This is a genomic window from Enterococcus sp. AZ015, from assembly GCF_050499225.1.
GTDB classification, from domain to species: domain Bacteria; phylum Bacillota; class Bacilli; order Lactobacillales; family Enterococcaceae; genus Enterococcus_D; species Enterococcus_D entomosocium.
This window is the reverse complement of the sequence record NZ_JBMHEX010000001.1, coordinates 2,112,276-2,131,712: the sequence shown is the minus strand read 5'-3', so window position 1 is coordinate 2,131,712 and position 19,437 is coordinate 2,112,276. Positions and strand designations below refer to the sequence as shown.

18 protein-coding genes are annotated in these 19,437 nt (G+C 44.2%); 10 read left to right on the top strand and 8 right to left on the bottom strand.

Going from position 1 to position 19,437, the window contains the following annotated elements:
* The first annotated feature begins 2 nt into the window (after positions 1-2).
* The 8 genes from IGK85_RS10000 to IGK85_RS09965 all read left to right on the top strand — a co-directional run bounded on the left by IGK85_RS10000 (position 3) and on the right by IGK85_RS09965 (position 8,335).
* Positions 3-1,307, top strand: a complete 1,305-nt coding sequence (locus tag IGK85_RS10000; protein ID WP_008378600.1) for a PTS sugar transporter subunit IIC — start codon at positions 3-5, stop codon at positions 1,305-1,307.
* 387 nt (positions 1,308-1,694) lie between these two features.
* A complete protein-coding gene (locus IGK85_RS09995; RefSeq protein ID WP_005225702.1) occupies positions 1,695-2,993 on the top strand; it encodes a PTS sugar transporter subunit IIC in 1,299 nt (432 codons plus the stop codon).
* Between the two features lie 27 nt (positions 2,994-3,020).
* A complete protein-coding gene (locus IGK85_RS09990; protein ID WP_005235223.1) occupies positions 3,021-3,272 on the top strand; it encodes a hypothetical protein in 252 nt (83 codons plus the stop codon).
* A gap of 1 nt (position 3,273) precedes the next feature.
* Complete coding sequence (locus IGK85_RS09985) at positions 3,274-4,368, top strand: DUF871 domain-containing protein (protein WP_035006620.1); 1,095 nt, start codon at positions 3,274-3,276, stop codon at positions 4,366-4,368.
* Between the two features lie 4 nt (positions 4,369-4,372).
* Positions 4,373-5,485 (top strand): amidohydrolase/deacetylase family metallohydrolase, encoded by a 1,113-nt coding sequence (locus IGK85_RS09980; protein WP_008378594.1) that lies wholly within the window; start codon positions 4,373-4,375, stop codon positions 5,483-5,485.
* Positions 5,469-6,575, top strand: a complete 1,107-nt coding sequence (locus IGK85_RS09975) for a DgaE family pyridoxal phosphate-dependent ammonia lyase (protein WP_008378592.1) — start codon at positions 5,469-5,471, stop codon at positions 6,573-6,575. The genes IGK85_RS09980 and IGK85_RS09975 overlap by 17 nt, the downstream gene beginning before the upstream one ends.
* Positions 6,572-7,321 (top strand): 2-dehydro-3-deoxy-phosphogluconate aldolase, encoded by a 750-nt coding sequence (dagF, locus tag IGK85_RS09970; protein ID WP_008378590.1) that lies wholly within the window; start codon positions 6,572-6,574, stop codon positions 7,319-7,321. Before IGK85_RS09975 ends, dagF begins: the two co-directional genes overlap by 4 nt.
* 9 nt (positions 7,322-7,330) lie before the next feature.
* Positions 7,331-8,335 (top strand): sugar kinase, encoded by a 1,005-nt coding sequence (locus tag IGK85_RS09965; protein ID WP_005235232.1) that lies wholly within the window; start codon positions 7,331-7,333, stop codon positions 8,333-8,335.
* A 106-nt stretch (positions 8,336-8,441) separates the two neighbouring features.
* Here the strand turns inward: IGK85_RS09965 and IGK85_RS09960 are convergent, their stop codons facing one another.
* The 8 genes from IGK85_RS09960 to IGK85_RS09925 form a co-directional block, all read right to left on the bottom strand.
* A complete protein-coding gene (locus IGK85_RS09960; RefSeq protein WP_008378587.1) occupies positions 8,442-9,020 on the bottom strand; it encodes a TMEM175 family protein in 579 nt (192 codons plus the stop codon).
* A gap of 99 nt (positions 9,021-9,119) precedes the next feature.
* Positions 9,120-9,680, bottom strand: coding sequence for a TetR/AcrR family transcriptional regulator (locus IGK85_RS09955; protein WP_008378578.1), 561 nt, complete (start codon positions 9,678-9,680; stop codon positions 9,120-9,122).
* A 2-nt stretch (positions 9,681-9,682) separates the two neighbouring features.
* The gene (locus IGK85_RS09950) at positions 9,683-10,606 is read right to left on the bottom strand and encodes a phytoene/squalene synthase family protein (RefSeq protein WP_008378577.1); all 924 of its coding nucleotides are present in this window, start codon (positions 10,604-10,606) and stop codon (positions 9,683-9,685) included.
* Positions 10,596-12,083, bottom strand: a complete 1,488-nt coding sequence (locus tag IGK85_RS09945; RefSeq protein ID WP_005235239.1) for a phytoene desaturase family protein — start codon at positions 12,081-12,083, stop codon at positions 10,596-10,598. The genes IGK85_RS09950 and IGK85_RS09945 overlap by 11 nt, the downstream gene beginning before the upstream one ends.
* Positions 12,080-12,796: an ABC transporter ATP-binding protein gene (locus tag IGK85_RS09940; protein ID WP_005235241.1), complete on the bottom strand. Its 717-nt coding sequence runs from the start codon at positions 12,794-12,796 to the stop codon at positions 12,080-12,082. Before IGK85_RS09940 ends, IGK85_RS09945 begins: the two co-directional genes overlap by 4 nt.
* Before the next feature lie 11 nt (positions 12,797-12,807).
* The gene (locus IGK85_RS09935; RefSeq protein WP_008378576.1) at positions 12,808-13,872 is read right to left on the bottom strand and encodes an ABC transporter permease; all 1,065 of its coding nucleotides are present in this window, start codon (positions 13,870-13,872) and stop codon (positions 12,808-12,810) included.
* 315 nt (positions 13,873-14,187) lie between these two features.
* Positions 14,188-14,835, bottom strand: a complete 648-nt coding sequence (locus IGK85_RS09930) for an HD domain-containing protein (RefSeq protein WP_005235250.1) — start codon at positions 14,833-14,835, stop codon at positions 14,188-14,190.
* A gap of 22 nt (positions 14,836-14,857) precedes the next feature.
* A complete protein-coding gene (locus IGK85_RS09925; protein WP_008378574.1) occupies positions 14,858-15,748 on the bottom strand; it encodes a dihydrodipicolinate synthase family protein in 891 nt (296 codons plus the stop codon).
* A 336-nt stretch (positions 15,749-16,084) separates the two neighbouring features.
* Here IGK85_RS09925 and IGK85_RS09920 point away from each other — a divergent pair, with 336 nt between their 5' ends.
* Positions 16,085-17,917 (top strand): beta-glucoside-specific PTS transporter subunit IIABC, encoded by a 1,833-nt coding sequence (locus IGK85_RS09920; protein ID WP_008378572.1) that lies wholly within the window; start codon positions 16,085-16,087, stop codon positions 17,915-17,917.
* 46 nt (positions 17,918-17,963) lie between these two features.
* Positions 17,964-19,427, top strand: a complete 1,464-nt coding sequence (locus IGK85_RS09915) for a glycoside hydrolase family 1 protein (protein ID WP_008378571.1) — start codon at positions 17,964-17,966, stop codon at positions 19,425-19,427.
* Positions 19,428-19,437 lie beyond the last annotated feature (10 nt).

Genomic DNA, 19,437 nt, shown 5'->3' with positions numbered 1-19,437 from the left:
TAATGAAAGTTTTAGACTCGGTTGCAATGAAGTTATTACCGATTGCCAATGCTATTGGACAGCAGCGGCACTTGCAGGCAATTCGAAATGGGTTGATTTCTATTTTGCCGCTCACGATCGTTGGCTCTTTTTTCACCATTATTTTAAATTTGCCGATTCCTGGTTATACCGAATGGGTCGCTCCTTATTTACCGGCACTTGACATTCCTTTTCGATTTACGGTGGGGCTAATGTCTCTCTATGCCTCATTTACGATCGGCTCCAACTTAGGTGCAAGTTACAAACTCGATCGGATAACAAGTGGGTTTTTATCCATGTTAGCGACGATTTTAATGGTCGTTCCAATCAATTTGGCGGAAGGCATCAGCACGACAGGAGATGCCGTACTTGCAGGAAGGTATTTACCCATTGCTTCACTTGGATCACAAGGATTATTCGGTGCGATCATTGCGGCGCTAGTTTCAGTAGAGATTTATCATTTTACGAAAGCAAAAAACTTGGAAATCAAGATGCCAGAAGGCGTACCTCCTGTGGTAGGAGAATCCTTTGCGGCACTCCTACCAACCTTGCTAGTTATCTTAGTCTTTTGGATTCCGCGACACTTTTTTGGTTTTGATTTAAATGGATTGTTGACGATCGCCATCTCTCCTTTAAAAGGGTTCTTAACGGGAAATAATTTGATTGGTGGGATCATCACACAATTTGTAATCTGTGTATTCTGGGTATTGGGTATTCATGGCCATGCCGTTTTAGGTCCCATCATTCGCCCGTTTTGGGATCAGGCAATTTTAGAAAATGCAGAATTGTTCCAAAATGGGATGTCTGCCTTTGATCTACCAAATCTTTTTACCGAGCAATTTTATCAATGGTATGCCCAAATGGGTGGAACAGGATCAACGCTTGCATTGGTTGTTTTGTTTATGTTCTCCCGTTCAAACTATTTAAAACAATTGGGGCGTCTTTCCATTTTACCGGGAATTTTTAATATTAATGAACCAATGATCTTTGGGACACCGATTGTAATGAATCCGCTATTGGCGATTCCCTTTATTCTAGTGCCAATTGCTAATACCATTATAGTTTATATCGTTACCGCTTTAAATTGGATGCCTAAGATGATGGTCAAACCACCATTTTCAATTCCCGCACCTCTTGGCGCATTGATTACCTCAAATTGGAATTGGGTTGCTTGTTTGATGGTCTTCGTCTGTTTCTTCGTTTCGTTAGCGATTTATTATCCATTCTTCAAAGCATTTGAGAAACTTCAAGTGGCGCAAGAGCTAGAAACAGTTAAAGAAGGTGAGTAGAATGGTTCTAGTAGTGAGTTGTTTGCTCTTGATTTTTCTGACCCATCTTCTTTTAGAAAAAAATAATGCTAGAATCACGCTGGCTTTTTGGAAACTATTACTTGTTTCCTTACTTTTCTTACTCAGTTTGTTTTTCCTGTTGATCCGCACTCCTTTGGCGCCAGTTTTCATTTTGTTACTTATCATCAATTGTACCGTCATCCAAAATCGATTTATGTATCAGTATCGACCGAAAGGACAACGATAGGACGCTTGATGGTTACTGTAAGAAATGTTATTGCGAAAAGATTATTTTATCTACTGTTTAAAAAACTATTTACGAACCTTGATCCTCTGTGCTATTATCCTTGTATAAACATTATAATGTTATAAACTAAGGAGGCAATTATGAAAGGGTTTGTAGAATTTATTGAACAGAAATTGATGCCGATTGCAAATAAAGTGGGGATGCAACGGCACATGGTAGCGATTCGAAAGGGGATCATCGCTACTTTACCATTAACGATCGTTGGGTCGTTCTTTACGATTTTGCTGAATTTCCCCATTGAATCGGTCGCTGCGGTGATCGAACCGTATCGGGAAGTTTTGGATATTCCCTTTCGTTATACAGTAGGATTATTGGCATTATATGCAACGTATGGGATTGCTTCATCGCTAGCCAAAAGCTACAAGCTGGATTCATTGACTGCGGGTATCTTAGCAACGATGTCCTTTCTTGTAACCGCTGCACCACCGTTGCGAGTCTTTGATTCTGTGGAAGGTATCATTGATGCCGGGCGTTATATCAATGTGGCCAACCTAGGTTCCGGCTCTTTGTTTGGTGCGATCGTTACGGCGATCTTGTCCGTTGAAATCTATCGTTTCTTTATCGTAAAAAATATCACCATCAAAATGCCAGATGGTGTGCCGCCAGAAGTGACAAATTCATTTATGGCATTGATTCCCGGTGGAGCGATCTTGATTTTGTTCTGGGTGATCCGTCATATGCTCGGTTTTGATATCAATGGCTTTTTAAGTAACTTGTTGATGCCGTTAAAAGATGTGCTAGCGGGTAACAGTTTGTTTGGTGGTTTATTGACTGTCTTCTTGATCTGTTTCTTCTGGGTACTGGGAATTCATGGACCAGCCATCATGGGTCCTGTCATTCGTCCCTTCTGGGATATTTCCATCGCTGAAAATATGGAAGCCTTCCAAGCATCTGGCAATGCGCATGAATTGCCTAATATTTTTACGGAACAATTTTTACAATGGTTCGTATGGATCGGTGGAGCCGGTACGACCTTAGCGTTGGTCGTTTTGTTCTTCTTCTCCAAATCAAAATACTTGAAACAATTGGGCCGTTTGTCCATCTTGCCAGGCCTATTCAATATTAATGAACCAGTGATTTTCGGTGCACCGATCGTAATGAATCCGATCTTAGGCATTCCTTTCTTGGTGGCACCGTTGATTACGACAACGATTTCTTACTTCGCGACCATTACGGGCGTCGTACCGATGATGGCTGCCAGACTTGGGTTTGCCATTCCAGCACCAATCGCCGCCTGGATGAGTACAGACTGGAGTATCGCAGCAGCGATTTTAGTAATCGTCAACTTCTTTATCACACTCGCAATCTATTACCCATTCTTTAAAGTCTTTGAGAAACAACAGATTGCCCGAGAGCAAGAAGAAGAAACAGCCGCTTAAGGAAAACAAAAAGAGTGAGGTGCAAACATGGGGATTTATGCCATTTGTTTATTTTTTGGTTGTCAAATTTGGTTAACAAAATCAGCACAAGGGAAAAAAATTCAAGAAGTGCCGTTTTGGCGGATGCTTTTGTTCGGGATTCTTGGCGTTGCTGCAGCGATCCTACTGAGCCGTCAGTTTCCATGGGGACCATTTTTGACGATGACGGCGACGATTGTTTGCAGTTCGCTTTTACTGACACGTTTTACTGCTTTTTATGAAGAAATGAGGATGAGATAAGTTGAAAAGAAAACTAGGAGTATCGGTGTATCCCGATCACAGTGATTTTGAAACAGATAAAGCCTATCTGCAATTAGCCCATGATTATGGCTTTAGCCGCATTTTTATGAGTATGTTGGAAGTGAGCGACGGCAAAGAAAACGTGCAGAAAAAATTTAAAGCGTTGATTGATTTTGCCAAAGGGTTAGGCTATGAAACGATTTTAGACGTGGCACCAGCCATCTTTTCTGAACTAGGCATCTCCTATGATGACTTGACCTTTTTCCATGAACTAGGTGCCGATGGGATTCGTTTAGATTTAGGTTTTGACGGCAACAAAGAAGCGATGTTGACCTACAATCCCTTTGGTTTAGCTGTTGAATTGAATATGAGCAATGATGTGGCGTATTTAGACAATATTTTGACCTATCAAGCCAACATTCCTTACTTATACGGCTGCCACAATTTCTATCCACAAGAAGGGACTGCCTTACCCTATGATTTCTTTGAAAAATGCAGTCGTCGTTTCAAGGAAAAAGGCATTCGAACCGCCGCATTTATCTCTTCTCAAACGGGAACGATCGGACCTTGGGATATCAATGATGGCTTACCGACCTTAGAAATGCACCGAAGAATGCCTGTAGAAACTGCCGCAAAGCATTTGTTTGCCACAGGCTTGATTGATGATGTCATTATCGGCAATGCTTATGCTTCGGAAGCAGAATTGGCGGCACTAGGAGCGATTGATCGCTACCAGACGGCATTTGCGATTGAATTTGTGCCTGAAATCAATGAAGTTGAACGCCGAATCGCCCTTGACGAGCAGCATTACCGCCGAGGCGACATCACTGACCGGATGATCCGTTCCACAGAAGTTCGTAAAAAGTATAAGAACCATGACAATCCTGCCCATGACCACGAAGGCGTCTTTCAACGAGGGGATGTTGTGATCGGCAATGATCGTTTTGGCAAGTACAAAAACGAGCTGCAAGTAGTGCTAGAGCCTCACTCAGACCCACGAAAAAATAAAATCGGTTCGATCGTCGAACAAGAGTTAGTTCTGCTGCCCTTTATCCATCCTTGGTCGAAATTCACTTTCACAGAGAGGAAGGTGTAACGAAATGTTTGATTTGATTATTCGTCAAGCCCGCACGATCGATGAAGAAGTATTTGATATTGGGGTTCAAGACGGCAAAATCACTGCTTTGGCACCCACGTTGCAGGAGCAGGCGAAACAAGAGCTGACCTTAGCAGAAGGGGAGTTCTTGTCAGCTGGTTGGATCGATGACCATGTCCATTGTTTCGAGGAAATGACGCTCTATTATGATTATCCAGACGAGATCGGTGTCAAACGAGGCGTCACGACCGTTATCGATGCGGGGACGACTGGCGCCGAAAATATCCATCGGTTTTATGATTTAGCCAAAGAAGCCAAAACCAATGTCTTTGCTTTAGTCAATATTTCCAAATGGGGGATCGTAGAGCAGGATGAACTTGCGGATCTGTCAAAAGTCAAAAAAGAATTGGTCAAAGAAGCGCTGCAGAAGTTTCCTGACTTTATCGTCGGAATCAAAGCCCGAATGAGCAAAACGGTGATCGGCGAAAATGGCATCACACCGTTGAAATTAGCCAAAGCGATCCAGGCTGAAAATCAACCGCTGCCTCTGATGGTTCACATCGGCTCAGCACCACCGAATTTAGCAGAGATTCTCGCTGAATTGGAAGCAGGCGATGTGGTGACCCATTGCTTTAACGGCAAAGCCAATGGGATTTTGGATCAGACGAACCAAACCATCAAGCCTTTCGTCTTTGCTGCCTATGAAAAAGGCTTGGTCTTCGATATTGGTCATGGGACAGACAGTTTTAATTTTGATGTGGCGGAGACGGCCTTTGCCAATCAGCTAAAGGCTTCTTCCATTAGTACGGATATCTACATCCGCAATCGTACCAATGGACCTGTTTTTGATTTAGCGACGACTATGGAAAAATTAGCGGTCGTAGGGTATGATTGGCGTGAGATCATCGAGAAGGTGACCAGTGCCCCTGCGAAGCAATTTCATTTACAGGACAAAGGCGAGATCGCATTGGGATATGATGCTGATTTTACGATTTTCCGCTTTGAAGAGGGCGAAAAGGAATTGACGGATTCTAACGGCAATCGCCGAATCACGACACAACAGATCGTGCCGCAAAAAGCGGTGATAGGAGGGGAACTTTTTGACACTGAATATTGAAGAACTAGGCTTGAAAGAAGTCATCAATGCTTCCGGCAAAATGACGATTCTAGGTGTCTCGAAAGTCAGCGAAGGCGTGCTTGCAGCCCAGCGCTATGGCGGGGAGCATTTCTTTGAAATGGCAGATCTAGCAGAAAAAACCGGTGCCTATTTAGCAAAATTGTTGAAAACGGAAGATGCGCAAATCGTTTCTTCCGCTTCGGCGGGAATCGCCCAATCAGTGGCGGCACTCATCGGTCAAGGAGACAGCTATCATTTGTACCACCCATATAGTGAGAAAATCAGCAAGCGGGAGATCATTTTGCCCAAAGGCCACAACGTAGATTATGGCACACCGGTGGAAGTGATGGTGGCGCAAGGCGGCGGAAAAGTCGTAGAAGCAGGCTATGCCAATATGTGCACACCCGAGCACATTGAACAGATGATTACGCCCGAAACGGCGGGGATCCTCTACATAAAGAGTCATCATACCGTTCAAAAAAGTATGCTGACGGTAGCAGAAACGGCCCAAGTTGCCAAGGCACACGATCTTCCATTGATCGTTGATGCGGCTGCTGAGGAAGATTTGTTTGCCTATACCCAAGCAGGTGCTGATTTAGTGATCTATTCAGGTGCGAAAGCACTGTCAGGACCAAGTGCTGGCTTAGTGATCGGCAAGCAGCCCTATGTCTCTTGGGTGCGCCTGCAATCCAAAGGTATTGGTCGAGCAATGAAAATCGGTAAAGACAATATTCTCGGATTTACCCAAGCCGTGACGGATTATCTAGCGGAGGGAACAGAATCTGGCGCTTCGATGCAAGAGCGCCTACAACCATTTATTGCGGCAATCAATGAAATCACTGGTTTCGAAGCAAAAATCGTTCAAGACAGCGCCGGCAGAGACATTTATCGAGCGAGTGTCAAAGTGAAAGAACCAAGTGCCAAAGCAGTGATCGACGCGCTAAAAGCGGGAGAACCAGCGATTTATACCCGTGAATACCAAGCCAATAACGGCATTATTGAATTTGATATCCGAGCAGTCAATGAACAAGAAATGGCAGTGATCACCGATCGCTTACAAGAAATTATGTTAGGAGCAACCCAAAAATGAAAACTTCACCCAATTATTTCGCTGACCGTGTCTGTCTGAATGTGTTAGCAAACTCTATTGAAAATGCGAAAGCTTGTTATGAAGCAGCAGAGGGCAACATCGTCCTAGGTGTTTTATCAAAAAATTATGCTAGCGATGAGGCAGCCATCTTTGACATGAAAACCTATCAAGCGGCAACAAATAATGCCCTTTCTGTTGGACTTGGTGCTGGCGACCCCAACCAAAGTGAAATGGTCTCCCGAATTTCCGCTGTTCTACAGCCACAGCATGTTAACCAAGTGTTCACGGGAGCGGGGACCTCACGAGCTTTGCTAGGACAATCTGAAACGATCGTCAATGCCCTTGTTTCACCAACGGGAAAAGTCGGCTATGTCAATATTGCTACTGGACCATTGAGTTCACAAACTCCAGCTGCAGAAGTCCCCGTCGAAACAGCGATCGCTTTATTAAAAGATATGGGGGCTAGTTCTATCAAGTATTTTCCAATGAAAGGGTTGGCTCATAAAGCAGAGTATCAAGCAGTAGCAGAGGCTTGTGCTGCGAATGATTTTTATTTGGAACCGACCGGCGGCATCGATTTAGAAAACTTTGAAGAAATCTTGCAGATCGCTGTTGATGCAGGAGTGAAAAAAGTCATTCCACATATTTACAGCTCGATCATCGATGGCGAAACAGGGGACACACGCCCTGAAGATGTACAGAAATTAGCAGAAATGACGAAAAAGGTACTGGCAGCAGCCAAATAGGGGGGATCAATGATGCGGATCGGTGCTTACGGTGAGGTAATGATGCGGTTGACACCACCAGAATATCGAACACTGGAACAGACCCACTCTTTGCGGATGGATTTTACAGGAACAGGGGTCAATCTGTTAGGCAATTTGGCGCATTTCGGCTTGACCACCTCGATGCTGACACAAGTGCCAGCCAACCGTTTAGGGGATACGGCGAAAGCCAGCTTGCGTTCCTATGGGATTCAAACAGCATTTGTTGGAAAAAAATACAGCCATATCGGCAGTTATTTCGCCGAGATCGGCTACGGCGCTCGTCCGACTTACGTGACTTATCAAAATCGCCATCATAGTTCCTTTGGCGTTTCAGGTCCAGAAGAATATGCCATCGATGGATTTCTAGAAACAGTCGATCTCATTCATATTTGCGGGATCTCTCTTAGTTTGACTGAGAAAACCTGGCAAACTGCATTGGCTTTGGCGAAACAGGCCCATGTAAAGCAGATTCGCGTCTGCTTTGATTTTAACTTCCGCCCAAGCTTGAATGAAGAATTAAATCGTGAGGTACTAAAACAACGGTATGAAACGATCCTGCCTTATTGTGACCTAGTTTTCGGCTCTGTCCGTGACTTGGAGGAGCTGCTGGCGTATCCCTTAGAGGAAACAGAAGGTGCCGAGCTTGCGTTGATCCAATCCTTTATTGACCAGTATCAACTAGAATGGTTCTGCGGGACACGCCGTCTAGCCGTGGAAGACAAGCAGTTTATCAGTGGAAGAATCATTACGGCGCAGGATGCCTATGAAACGGCACCGCAGCTGCTGCAAGTATTGGATCGGATCGGGGCAGGGGATGCCTATGCCGCTGGTGTATTATTAGGCTATGCCGAAAAATGGTCGCTCCAACGCACCGCTGATTTTGCAATCACGAATGCTGTATTGGCTCATACGATGCTGGGAGATGTCCCCTTAACCACCAAAGAACAAGTTGAACAAGTCTTACGGGCACCTGGGAAAGACTTGATTCGCTAGAAAAAACACTTGCGTCCTTCTCTTGATGGATGACTGTGCAAAAGTAGACCAATCGGCTGCTTTTGCGCATTCATCCATCGCTTTTAGGAGAAGGACGCAAGTGTTTTTATTGTTTTAAAAAGGTTTCTACTTTTTTCTCAGGGATCACCCACAAAAATAGCACGAGACTATCCAGCGTGATGATAAGTAGTGGATGGACCAGCCAGCCGAGGAGCAATGCCAGCACGTTGATAAACAACGTAAAGTAGAGTTTCTTGTATCCGCGAAACAGTTCTACGATGGCTTGATTGTCAGGGTTGGCACGCACCAAGGACTTTCCTACAAGGAAATAGCTGAAATCCGTCAATAAAATGACAGACCCGTATAGCAGCTGAGGGGCAAGAGCGACTGGATAACGACTGACCCATGACGTTACAAAAGGAAAGAGGGTTAGTGCCAGGATCAATAAATGATTCGCCCACAAGGTCCAACCGTCAATTTTAGATACTACTTGAAATAGATGATGGTGATTGTTCCAGTAGATCGCTAACATCACAAAGCTGATCAAATAAATAATAAATTGCTGTTCCACTCCTAAAAAAGAAGCAAATGTATCGCCTTCGGGCTGGTGCAATTCCAGTACTAATAAGGTCATTACGATCGCAATGACCGCATCCGTAAAGGCTTCGATTCGATTTTTTGACATGTACATCCATCCTTTTATGTTCCAGTTTACAGGATCAGTGTACGCGATTGTCAGAAATTCGTCTAATAATTTTTCTCGCGCATTACCCAATTGGACTCGCTATTTCGCAATTGGCCCACTGCCTAGTGCACCGAATAAAAACAAATCGATCGCTTCTGGCATTTTGTCTTCTTTTCCCGGTGAGTCCAAGTGAGCCGCCATCAGCACTAACAACTGGCTGGTAACAAATTCTGGATCGACATCCGAACGAAGATTGGAATCACTGCGACGGAACAAGTCAAGAAACGGTTCTTTGTAATTTTTCCGCCAAAGCAAGTACAGTTTTTTTGAAGTGTCCTCAGAAACGGTATGCTGAATGTCGTGCATCATCATATAAAAATTGATGCGATGCCGACTTCTTAAAAAAAGAAACATGTTTAAGATTTTTTCAGAGATCGTCAAGGAAGTATCTTCAACAGTCTGATTTAGTTTTCCAGAAACCTCTTGTGCCAAAGAGACCATCACTTCATAATAGATGGCTTCTTTGCCTTTGAAGTGATAATAAAGATTGGGTTGGGTGATGCCGACGGCTTCTGCGATCTGTCTAGTAGAAGTTGCTTGATACCCCTGCTGCATAAACAGGTTTTCTGCGACTCGTAATATTTTTTCTCGCAAGTTCAAAGTCAGCCCTCCCAACGTTCCTGACGAAGCATTTTTTTCGCGGTAAACAAAAGTTGGATTTTCCGTTGTTTCGGTACCGCTGTTTTTTCAGCAAATACTTGATAGTTGTTTTTGCGGATCACAGTCAAGATTTCCCGATAGATCAAAGCAGCTGCTAATAGAGCTTCACGGCAATCTTCATCGATTTGCGGCATCATGACAAAAGATTCCTGATAAAGCGTCTCAGCAAGTTGCGCTTCGTGTTCCCACATCTCGATAAACTGCTGGTTTTGATTGCCAGCTGCTAATGCCTCTCGCGAAAGGTTGAATTGCGCCAAGACCGTTTGTGGCAAATAGATGCGGCCCATTCGCAGATCCTCGCCAATATCACGTAAAATATTGGTGCGTTGCATCGCTTCACCTAATTTTATGGCGGGCTCTTGAATCGCAGCGGCTGTTTGTGAGAGAATCGGCAAGAGCATCAGACCCACACTGCCGGCTACGTAGTAACTATAGTCGGAAAGCTCTTTTTCAGAGGTGGGCTGCTGGAAGTCAAGGTCTTGTTTTTGTCCCACCAATAGATCGAAAAAGGGTTGAAACTGTAGGTCAAACTGTTGGAAAGAAAGGGTCAATGCCCGCCAAATGGCTTCATCAGGATCTTCTTCCTTGATGGCTTGCGGCAAGTCGATCGCATCGCCGGTTAATAGTTCTTGTATTTCTTCCAAGCGTTTTTTCATGGCTTCGATCAACAATGGGTCATGCTTTTCATCGACGGCATCATCGGCACGTCGGCAAAAGGCGTAGACGGCATAGACGGCGCGTGCTTTGTCTTTTGGCAATTGAGAAAAGGCGGTATGAAAGTTTTTCGAATGCTTTTTTATGATGGCCTCACAGTATAAAAAATCGTTGTCGTATTCATCAAAGACGCTTAATGATTTAACGGTCATCTTTTAACAACTCCTCCACAGCTAACTTGGCACTTTGCATCACGATTGGCACACCCGCTCCCGGATGCGTACTGCTGCCGCAGAAGTATAGGCCTTCTGCATAATCAAATTTATTATGGGGACGATAGTAATTGCTTTGCGCCAAGGTTGGTTTCAAGCCAAATGTCGCACCGTTGTAGGCATTGAACCGATCATTGAACGTATCTGGCGTATACATTTTTTCATACACGATGTGTTCATCGATATCCGTAAAGATCGTTTTTTCTTTTAATAATCCAATGATCTGCTGGCGGTAGCTTTGAATCGTTTCATCCGTCCATTGATCAAATTTAGATAATTCAGGTACTGGGACTAAAACATAAAGACCTTCTTGACCATCAGGTGCTAAGGAAGCATCTTTCAGGGTTGGACGATACAAGTAGAAGGATGGATCTTCTGGCAGCTTGCCAGCCTCGAAAAGATCGTCTACATTGCGTTTGAAATCATTGGCAAAATAAATGCTATGGAGTGCGCTATCTTCATATTTTTTGTCCAGTCCTAAATAAAGCAAGAAACAAGAACAAGAGTAATCCATCGAAGCGATTTTTTGATTGGTGTATTTGCCGCGTTTTGATTCATCAGGAATCAAGCTTTCCATAGCATAAGGAAAATCAGCCGCACAAATCACGGCATCTGCGGTGATCGTTTCTCCATTGACACGAACGCCTTTGGTTTGCTTGTTTTCGATCAATAATTCATCGATTGGGGTATTGTAATGGATCGTTCCGCCTAATTCTTGGAACAAACGTGCCATACCAGTGGCTAATGTATACATGCCGCCTTTGATGAAATAGACCCCATACATCAACTCGATCATAGGGATGATGGTATAAAGGGACGGCCCTTGGTAAGGGGAGACACCGATATACAAGGTTTGAAACGCTAATGATTTTCGCAGGCGATCATCTTTGACAAATTTAGAAATGGAAGAGTAGGCGTCACTAAACGTTCGCAGCTTTAACCCTGCCCATAATGATTTGGGATTGTAAAAGTCTCGCCATGTCCGAAACGACTTGGTGATGAAGGACTCTTTGGCGATCACATAGCGTTTGTAAATATCTGCTAAAAAGGCAAAATAGCCTTGAGCATCTTCTTCCGAGATCGCTTCTAGCGTTTTGGTCAATTCTACTAAGTCGTTTGAGAAGGTCAGCGGTTCGTCTTGAGCAAAATACAGCTGCAGCATCGGATCGACTTTCTCCATAGGAATATAGTCATTCGGATCAACGCCAGCAAATTCAAACACTTCACGATAAATTTCAGGCATCATCACGATGGTGGGTCCCACATCAAAGGTAAAGCCGTTTTCCTTGATCTGATTCATTTTGCCCCCAGGTTGACCTTCTTTTTCGTAGAGGGTGACGTCATAGCCAAGTTTTTGCAAACGGACAGCAGCAGCTAATCCTGACACGCCCGCACCGACAACAATAATTTTTTTCATGCTTGCTCCTTCTGCGAATCACTTGATTCGGCTTCTTTTTTCGTGTGTTCTTTTTCTTCTAAAACGCCATCCTTCATGACGAGGACCCGATCACAATAATCTGTCAAACGGGTATCATGGGTCACCATAATGGTGGCTTTTTGTTTTTCTTTGGTTTCTTTTGCTAAGATTTTGACGACTTCGACGGCTTTTTTTGAATCAAGACTCGCCGTTGGTTCATCTGCCAAAATGATGGTGGGATCATGATAGAGCGCTCGGGCAATAGCCACACGCTGCCTTTCACCACCAGATAGTTCATCGGGGTATTTGTTCTGCAGCTTTTCAATCCCTAGTTGTTCAAACAATTCAGTAGCTGATTGCTCTTGGGGTTCTTTGCTGACCTTATCCACCAATTGAAGTTGCTTTTTGACCGTCAAAAAAGGGACAAGGTTGGAAGCTTGTAAAATAAAGCCGATCTTTTTGAAACGAGTTTTTGCCCGTTGCTTTTCTTTTTGTTTACTAAAAGGTTCGTCATTGATAAATACTTCGCCTTCAGAGGGAGCTTGTAGACCACCGGCAATCGTCAGAAAGGTACTTTTCCCAGAGCCGGAAGGACCGATGATGGCGACAAATTCGCCTTTTTCTACCGAAAAGTTGGTTTCTTTCAAGGCTTCAATCGTCGCGTCCCCATCTTTAAATGATTTTTTGACTTGTTTGAATTCAATGGCACTCATGTTTTTTCCTCCTATCCGATTGCTTTCAATGGGTCGATTTTTACAATCGTTCGCACCGAGAAGAAAGCACCTAGCATCGCGATCAGAATCATCATTACACTGATACTAGCAAAGAATAATAGATTGATTTGGAATGGCACTGCCGCAGGTAACACGAGGGCGGTACCGATCGTTGCCAACCCACCGATCAAAACACCCGAGGTTGCCAATAAGAACGTTTGGGCAATCACCGAAAAAGCAATGTAGTGGCTAGAGATCCCTTGGGCTTTCATGACACCGAAAATTTCTGATTTTTGCATCGTTAACACATAGATAAAAATACCGATAACGATGGCAGCGATCACGATCAAGAACCCGATCATAAAGCCAAAGGTCAGCACTTGTGCGTTGTAACCAGGCAATTCATTAATAAATTTGCTGATATCCGTAGCGACTAGATCATCTGGCACTTCTTTGATTTTGCCACGAGTTACGATCGCGTTGATACGGGCATTTTCTGAATCATCTTCTTTTTCAAAACGAATTTCTTGATAGGCACCGATCGAGGTGTAGAGGACCGGAGCAACACTGAAGCGGGCGTTATCTGTAAAACCGACGATTTTCAATTTTTTGTCACTGCCGGCTAATTTGATGGTGTCACCAATGGAAATCCCGTATTCTTCCTCAATGCTGCTGTCTGCGACCGCTTCATCATCTGACGCAAACATCTCGCCATCGATAATATTTGGTGCTAGAAATTGATCTGGATCAATGCCGAAAAAGGTGACATCGACTTTTTCACCGTTGTCTTCTTTAGTCACTACCCCAGCGGTTTGCGCCAAAACAGCTTTTTCTGGTGCATCGACTTCGTCATAAAGACTGCGAGGAAGCATCGACATGTTTAAATTATCATTTGCTTCTTCAGTCAACAAAATTTGATCTGCCTCCCATTTGTCGACCGCCATCCGATTATCTTGAGCCAACCCATACGCTAAGCCAGTTAAAAAAAAGACCAGATAGGCGATTAAAAACATGACCCCTGTGACTAGGGCGTAACGCAATTTGGAATGGCGTATTTCATTGATTGCCAAAAACATAACGATTCCTCCTATTATTTTATCACTTGATAAAATAAAAATACCATTTTTTTTATTTTCAGCAAACTATCTTGCTTACAAAGAGTAAATTCGGTGAAAAAAGGAAGGTTATTTAGAAGGGCGTCTGTTGATTGAAGAAAACCAGTTGCTGCCCCCTGATTTCAATAGGAGCGTTGGAGCAGCGAAGGAGCGGGGGATTTTAGTGAAAAAAGAACTAGGATAACAGTAAAAGCCCTCTGATTCAGCGCACGCAAACACTTGGCGTATTTTGAAATCAGAGGGTTTCTATTTAAAGTCTGGTGCTGGATCAAAGTGTCAATCGTCAGTTTCTTTGCTTGTAGCGATAACTAACGGCACGATTTTTTCAAAGGTGTGGCGGAAGCTTTCAGGTTGTGCTAATTTTTGATAAATGATCGCCAAACCGTCTTGGTTTTTGCGATAATCCAACCAAACCTTCAGCTCACTTTGAGGACCATATTTCTTTGAAATGTACTGATACGCTTCTTGGTGCAATTGTTCTAGATCTGTGAGTTGCTTTTTCTCATAAGCAAAAAGCAAGGTTCGCTTGAGGATTCGCTCAAAATCTAAGTCACGATCGGCTTCGGAAATAATTTTGCCATAAAGCGAGCGAGGCTCATAAGGCAGCGAAGCACGATGGTCTTCTACTGCTTCGCCGATCATTGAAATGACTGGAGGAGAGAAAAAGTGTGGCAACACAGCATCTTGTTCAACGATCTTGCGGGAATTGCTTTCGTGGTTTTTGCGGCCATAGAGCAAGCCGATATCATGGTAGGCAGCTACCGTATAGACGATATTCAGGTCAACAGGCAATGTTTCAGCAATCTCAAAACTATTTTGGATCACTTGGTGGACGTGCGCTGGGGAGTGACTGCTATCCAATTGGTTGTATTGTGGGATGATGGAGCTTTCAATATAGTGCTTTAGTTGTGGATCAATCTTCATTTGTCTGGTTCTCCTGCCTTTCTTATGCTAGATGAGGGGGAATTGAGCCAGTGCCAAACCGATCACTCGTTTCTAGACCTAGCGGCTGACGACAAAAGCCAAAGGGCTGTCCATCAATGGTGATTTGCTGCTTGAGCCACGGAAGGTAACTGATGGTATCTGTTGGATCGCCGGCAGCTGCTTGTTCCATTTTCTGCCATTCATCCGACGTAGAAATCGTTGCAGCACCTTTGAGTAACCCTTGCCAAATCACCTGGATCTCCTCGGGACAAAGGTTTCCTGCCATTGATGACAGCCCGTTAAACCCTAGTGCGACCTTTTCCGCCAAGTCCGCTTCACCACCAGCATAAAAACGAAAATCGGCAGCCGTCTTTGTTTTTAGTTGAGGCACTCGCTCCTTACTGCCAGCTTCTTTTGAGCCGATCACCCGAGGGTCAGCGATCAAGGTCAAGAGACTTTCTGCAGATAAATCAAAGCCCGTGCGGCGGGGATTGTTGTATAAAATAACTGGTTTTTCGCAAGTATGGATCAATCCCTGAGCATAGAGGACGGCTTCCTTTTGGGTCAGGCAAAGATAAGGGGGAAAGCCTAAAACCACACCATCGATTCGGGGATTTTTGCTGATTGCTTCTGCCAACGCGAGCGTTTCATGAAATACAATGCCAGCTAAACCGAAGAGGACTTCGAAATCGGCTGCCCAGCTGGTTTCTTGCGCTAAGGCATGTAGAAGCTGTTTTTTTTCTGTTAAGGTCAATGAATGCTGTTCACCGGTGGAGCCGCACACCAAAACCGATTTGATCCCTTGCTTTTGCAGTTGCAAGATATGAGCGATCGTCCTTTTCGTGTCAAGTCTTTCTGCATGATCAAATGCTGTTGGGACGGCAACATGCAGTGAGTGATTCAATGAAGTCATCCGATTCATCCTTTCTTGTGATACGTTTAGCCAGCGATGTTCTTCTTGCTTCTGGTGCAAGCCAAGGAAGACGAAATAACTGATTATCCACTAAGTGTAGCAAACTTCTCGTTTCAGCAAAAGGCTTAGCAAAATATTTTTAAAACGGTGGTTGCGTTTTCAAATAAAGCATGGTATTATGCAAGTAATAAAACAGGCATGTGACTGGTAATGCAGGCAGGACCTATAAAAAACATGGAAGGGATCGTTGGATTCCGTTCAATGTTTTTGTAGGTGCTGCCTGCTTTTTTCTTTGTTTGGCCAACAAAGGAAAACTAATTAAAGGAGAAGAAAATTATGAATGTAAAAGAAACGGCAACTGCCATCGTTGAGTTGATTGGCGGAAAAGAAAATATCGCACATTTGGAACATTGCTCCACACGCTTGCGCTTTACCTTAAAAGATAATAGCCTCGTACAAAAAGATGCCTTGGAAAAAGTCGATGGCGTGATTGGGGTGCGACAAAATGTCCAATGCCAAGTCATCATCGGCAATGATGTCGTCGAAGTGTATGATGAGGTTATGAACGTGTTAGGTCATGAGCTAACAGCGGATGGAGGAAGTGAAGGCAAACAAAAACAATCGTGGGGTGCGGTCCTGCTTGATTTTATTATCTCGATTTTTCAACCGTTGATTCCAGCGGTCGCTGGTGGGGGCGTCTTGAAATCCTTACTGCTACTTGCTTCTGTCACTGGATTGATGGACAATACCAGCCAAACGTATCAAATTTTGAATCTGATCGGTGGCGCACCATTGTATTTCTTACCGATTTTAGTGGCGATCACCACGGCAAATAAATTAAAGGTCAACCAATTGGTGGCGGTTTCCGCTGTCGGTGCCTTGATTTTGCCTGAACTAACAACACTATTGACAGATGGCGCAGCTTTCATGGGCTTCGGTTTACAAAATATCGCTTATGCGTCACAAGTATTTCCAGCCATTTTAACGGTTTTATTTTACGCTCAAATTGAAAAACTGTTTACCCGAATCTCACCAAAACCGATCCGTATCTTCTTTGTTCCAATGATGAGCTTAGTTATTACGGTTCCAGTTGCTTTATTGATTTTAGGCCCATTAGGCTTTGAAGTCGGAACGATTTTCTCAGCAGCGATTATTTGGCTGTATGCCCATTTAGGTTGGGTGGCAACGGGGATCTTAGCCGCTGTTTTACCATTGATGGTGGTTACCGGTATGCACAAAGCTATGATTCCTTATGCTGTTTCGTCCATGAGTGAGATGGGGGCAGAGCTGTTATACTTACCTGCCTCATTGGCACATAACATCGCAGAAGCCGGTGCTTGTTTTGCGGTGAGTGTTCGGACCAAAGACCAAAAACTTCGTTCAACCGCTGTTTCTGCAGGCATCTCCGCCCTTTTTGGCATAACCGAGCCTGCTTTGTATGGGGTGACGATCCTGCACAAACGAGTGCTTTACGGCGTGATGGCTTCCAGCCTAGTTGGTGGTGCAGTGGCTGGGTTATTTGCCATCAAGGCCTTCGCATTAGTTGGTCCCGGTCTAGCAAGTATCACTATGTTCGTCGATGAAGCCAACCCGATGAATCTTGTGTGGGCATTAGTCACGTTAGGGGTATCCTTTACTGTTTCCTTCGTCCTTGTCCTTTTCTTATTCAAAGACAAAACAGTGGAAAATAAGACGACAGTTGCCGATCCGAAAGCCGAAGTATTGAGTAAACCAGTAGAAGGCCAAGTGGTAGCCCTATCTGAAGTCAACGATGAAGTCTTTTCAAGCGGTATGATCGGAGAAGGTTTCGGGATCATCCCGACGTCTGGCGAATTGATCGCACCAGAAGATGGCGAAATCACGATGTTGTTTGAAACCAACCATGCGATCGGGTTAAAAACTCGTAATGGCGCAGAATTGCTCTTTCATATCGGCTTGGATACCGTTCAATTAGAAGGCAAACACTTTACCCCTTACGTGAAAGCGGGGGATCAAGTGAAACAAGGGCAACCCCTGATTCAATTTGATCTAGATGCCATCAAAGCAGCTGGGTTTGATCCAATCGTGATCTGTGTGGTCACCAATCAAGAAAACTTTACGGTCAAACCGATCGAATCAACCGATGAGCGCAACGAACAAGGTGTTTTATCGATTGCACCGATCGTCTAAACCAATGAGCAATGCAACAAAAACAATGTAAAAGGGGATTGAAAAAATGACTGAAACAACTTTTCCAAAGGACTTCTTATGGGGTGGCGCTATCGCCGCAAATCAAGTAGAAGGGGGATGGAATCTTGGCGGCAAAGGCTTGTCGGTAGCGGATGTGGCTACTTACAAACCTCATGTCGACGTGAAAAACTTTGCAGCACATATGAGCGTGACTGTTGAAGCCGTCAAAGAAGCAATGGCGGATTCAACGGATACCATTTATCCAAAACGCCGAGGGATCGACTTCTATCATCGCTATCCAGAAGATTTGGCTTTATTTGCGGAGATAGGTTTTAAAGTATTGCGTTTATCGATTGCATGGACCCGCTTGTTCCCAACTGGGGAAGAAACGACACCCAATCCAGAAGGGATCGCTTTTTACCGCAATGTCTTCCAAGAAATGCAGCGTTTGGGAATCAAACCGATCGTAACGTTGTCTCACTATGAGATGCCGTTAGCGCTGAGCTTGAAGTACAATGGCTGGGTGGAACGTAAAGTGATCGATGACTTTGTCCGTTTTGCGACCGTCTGCTTTGAAGAATTTGGGGAGTATGTGGAGTATTGGCTGACCTTTAACGAAATCGACAGTATCCATCGTCATCCCTTTACAACAGCAGGTCTCATTCCTGAGCAATCAGAAGCTGGTAAGGAAGAGCAAGACGTATATCAAGCCCTCCATCACCAATTTGTGGCCAGCTCATTAGTGACAAAAATCGCCCATGAAATAAATCCCGACAACAAAGTCGGCTGTATGATCACGAAGTTGATGACGTATCCATTGACTTGTGACCCATTGGATGTTGAATTAACTTTAAAGAAAAACTTGGAAAATGATTTTTATGCGGACGTTCAAGTCAAAGGTGCTTATCCGCGAATGATTGAAAAAGATCTCGAAAAACGGGGCATCAAGATTGAAATGGCACCAGAAGACCGCCAAATCTTAAAAGATCACACCGTTGATTTTCTTTCTTTCAGTTATTATATGTCTATGGCTGAATCAGGCGACCCACATGCGGAACGGACACCGGGCAATACGGTTTTAGGGGTAAAAAATCCCAAGCTGCCGTCAACTGAATGGGGCTGGCAGATCGATCCTAAAGGCTTGAAAATCTCCTTGCTTTCATTGTATGATCGGTATCAAGTGCCATTGATGATCGTTGAAAATGGTATGGGTGCCGTGGATGTCCTTGAAGACGGTCAAGTGCATGATCCGTATCGGGTCAATTATTTCAAGGCACACTTCAAACAAATGAAGGAAGCCATCGATGAAGGAGTCGATTTGATTGGTTATACTTCATGGGCACCGATCGATCTGGTCAGTGCTGGGACGTCACAAGTGACGAAACGCTACGGCTTCATTTATGTGGATGCCGATGATGAAGGAAACGGCAGTTATGACCGTTTGAAAAAAGATTCCTTCGATTGGTACAAAGAAGTGATCGCTACCAATGGCGCAAGTTTGGCAGAATAAACAGTGAGGA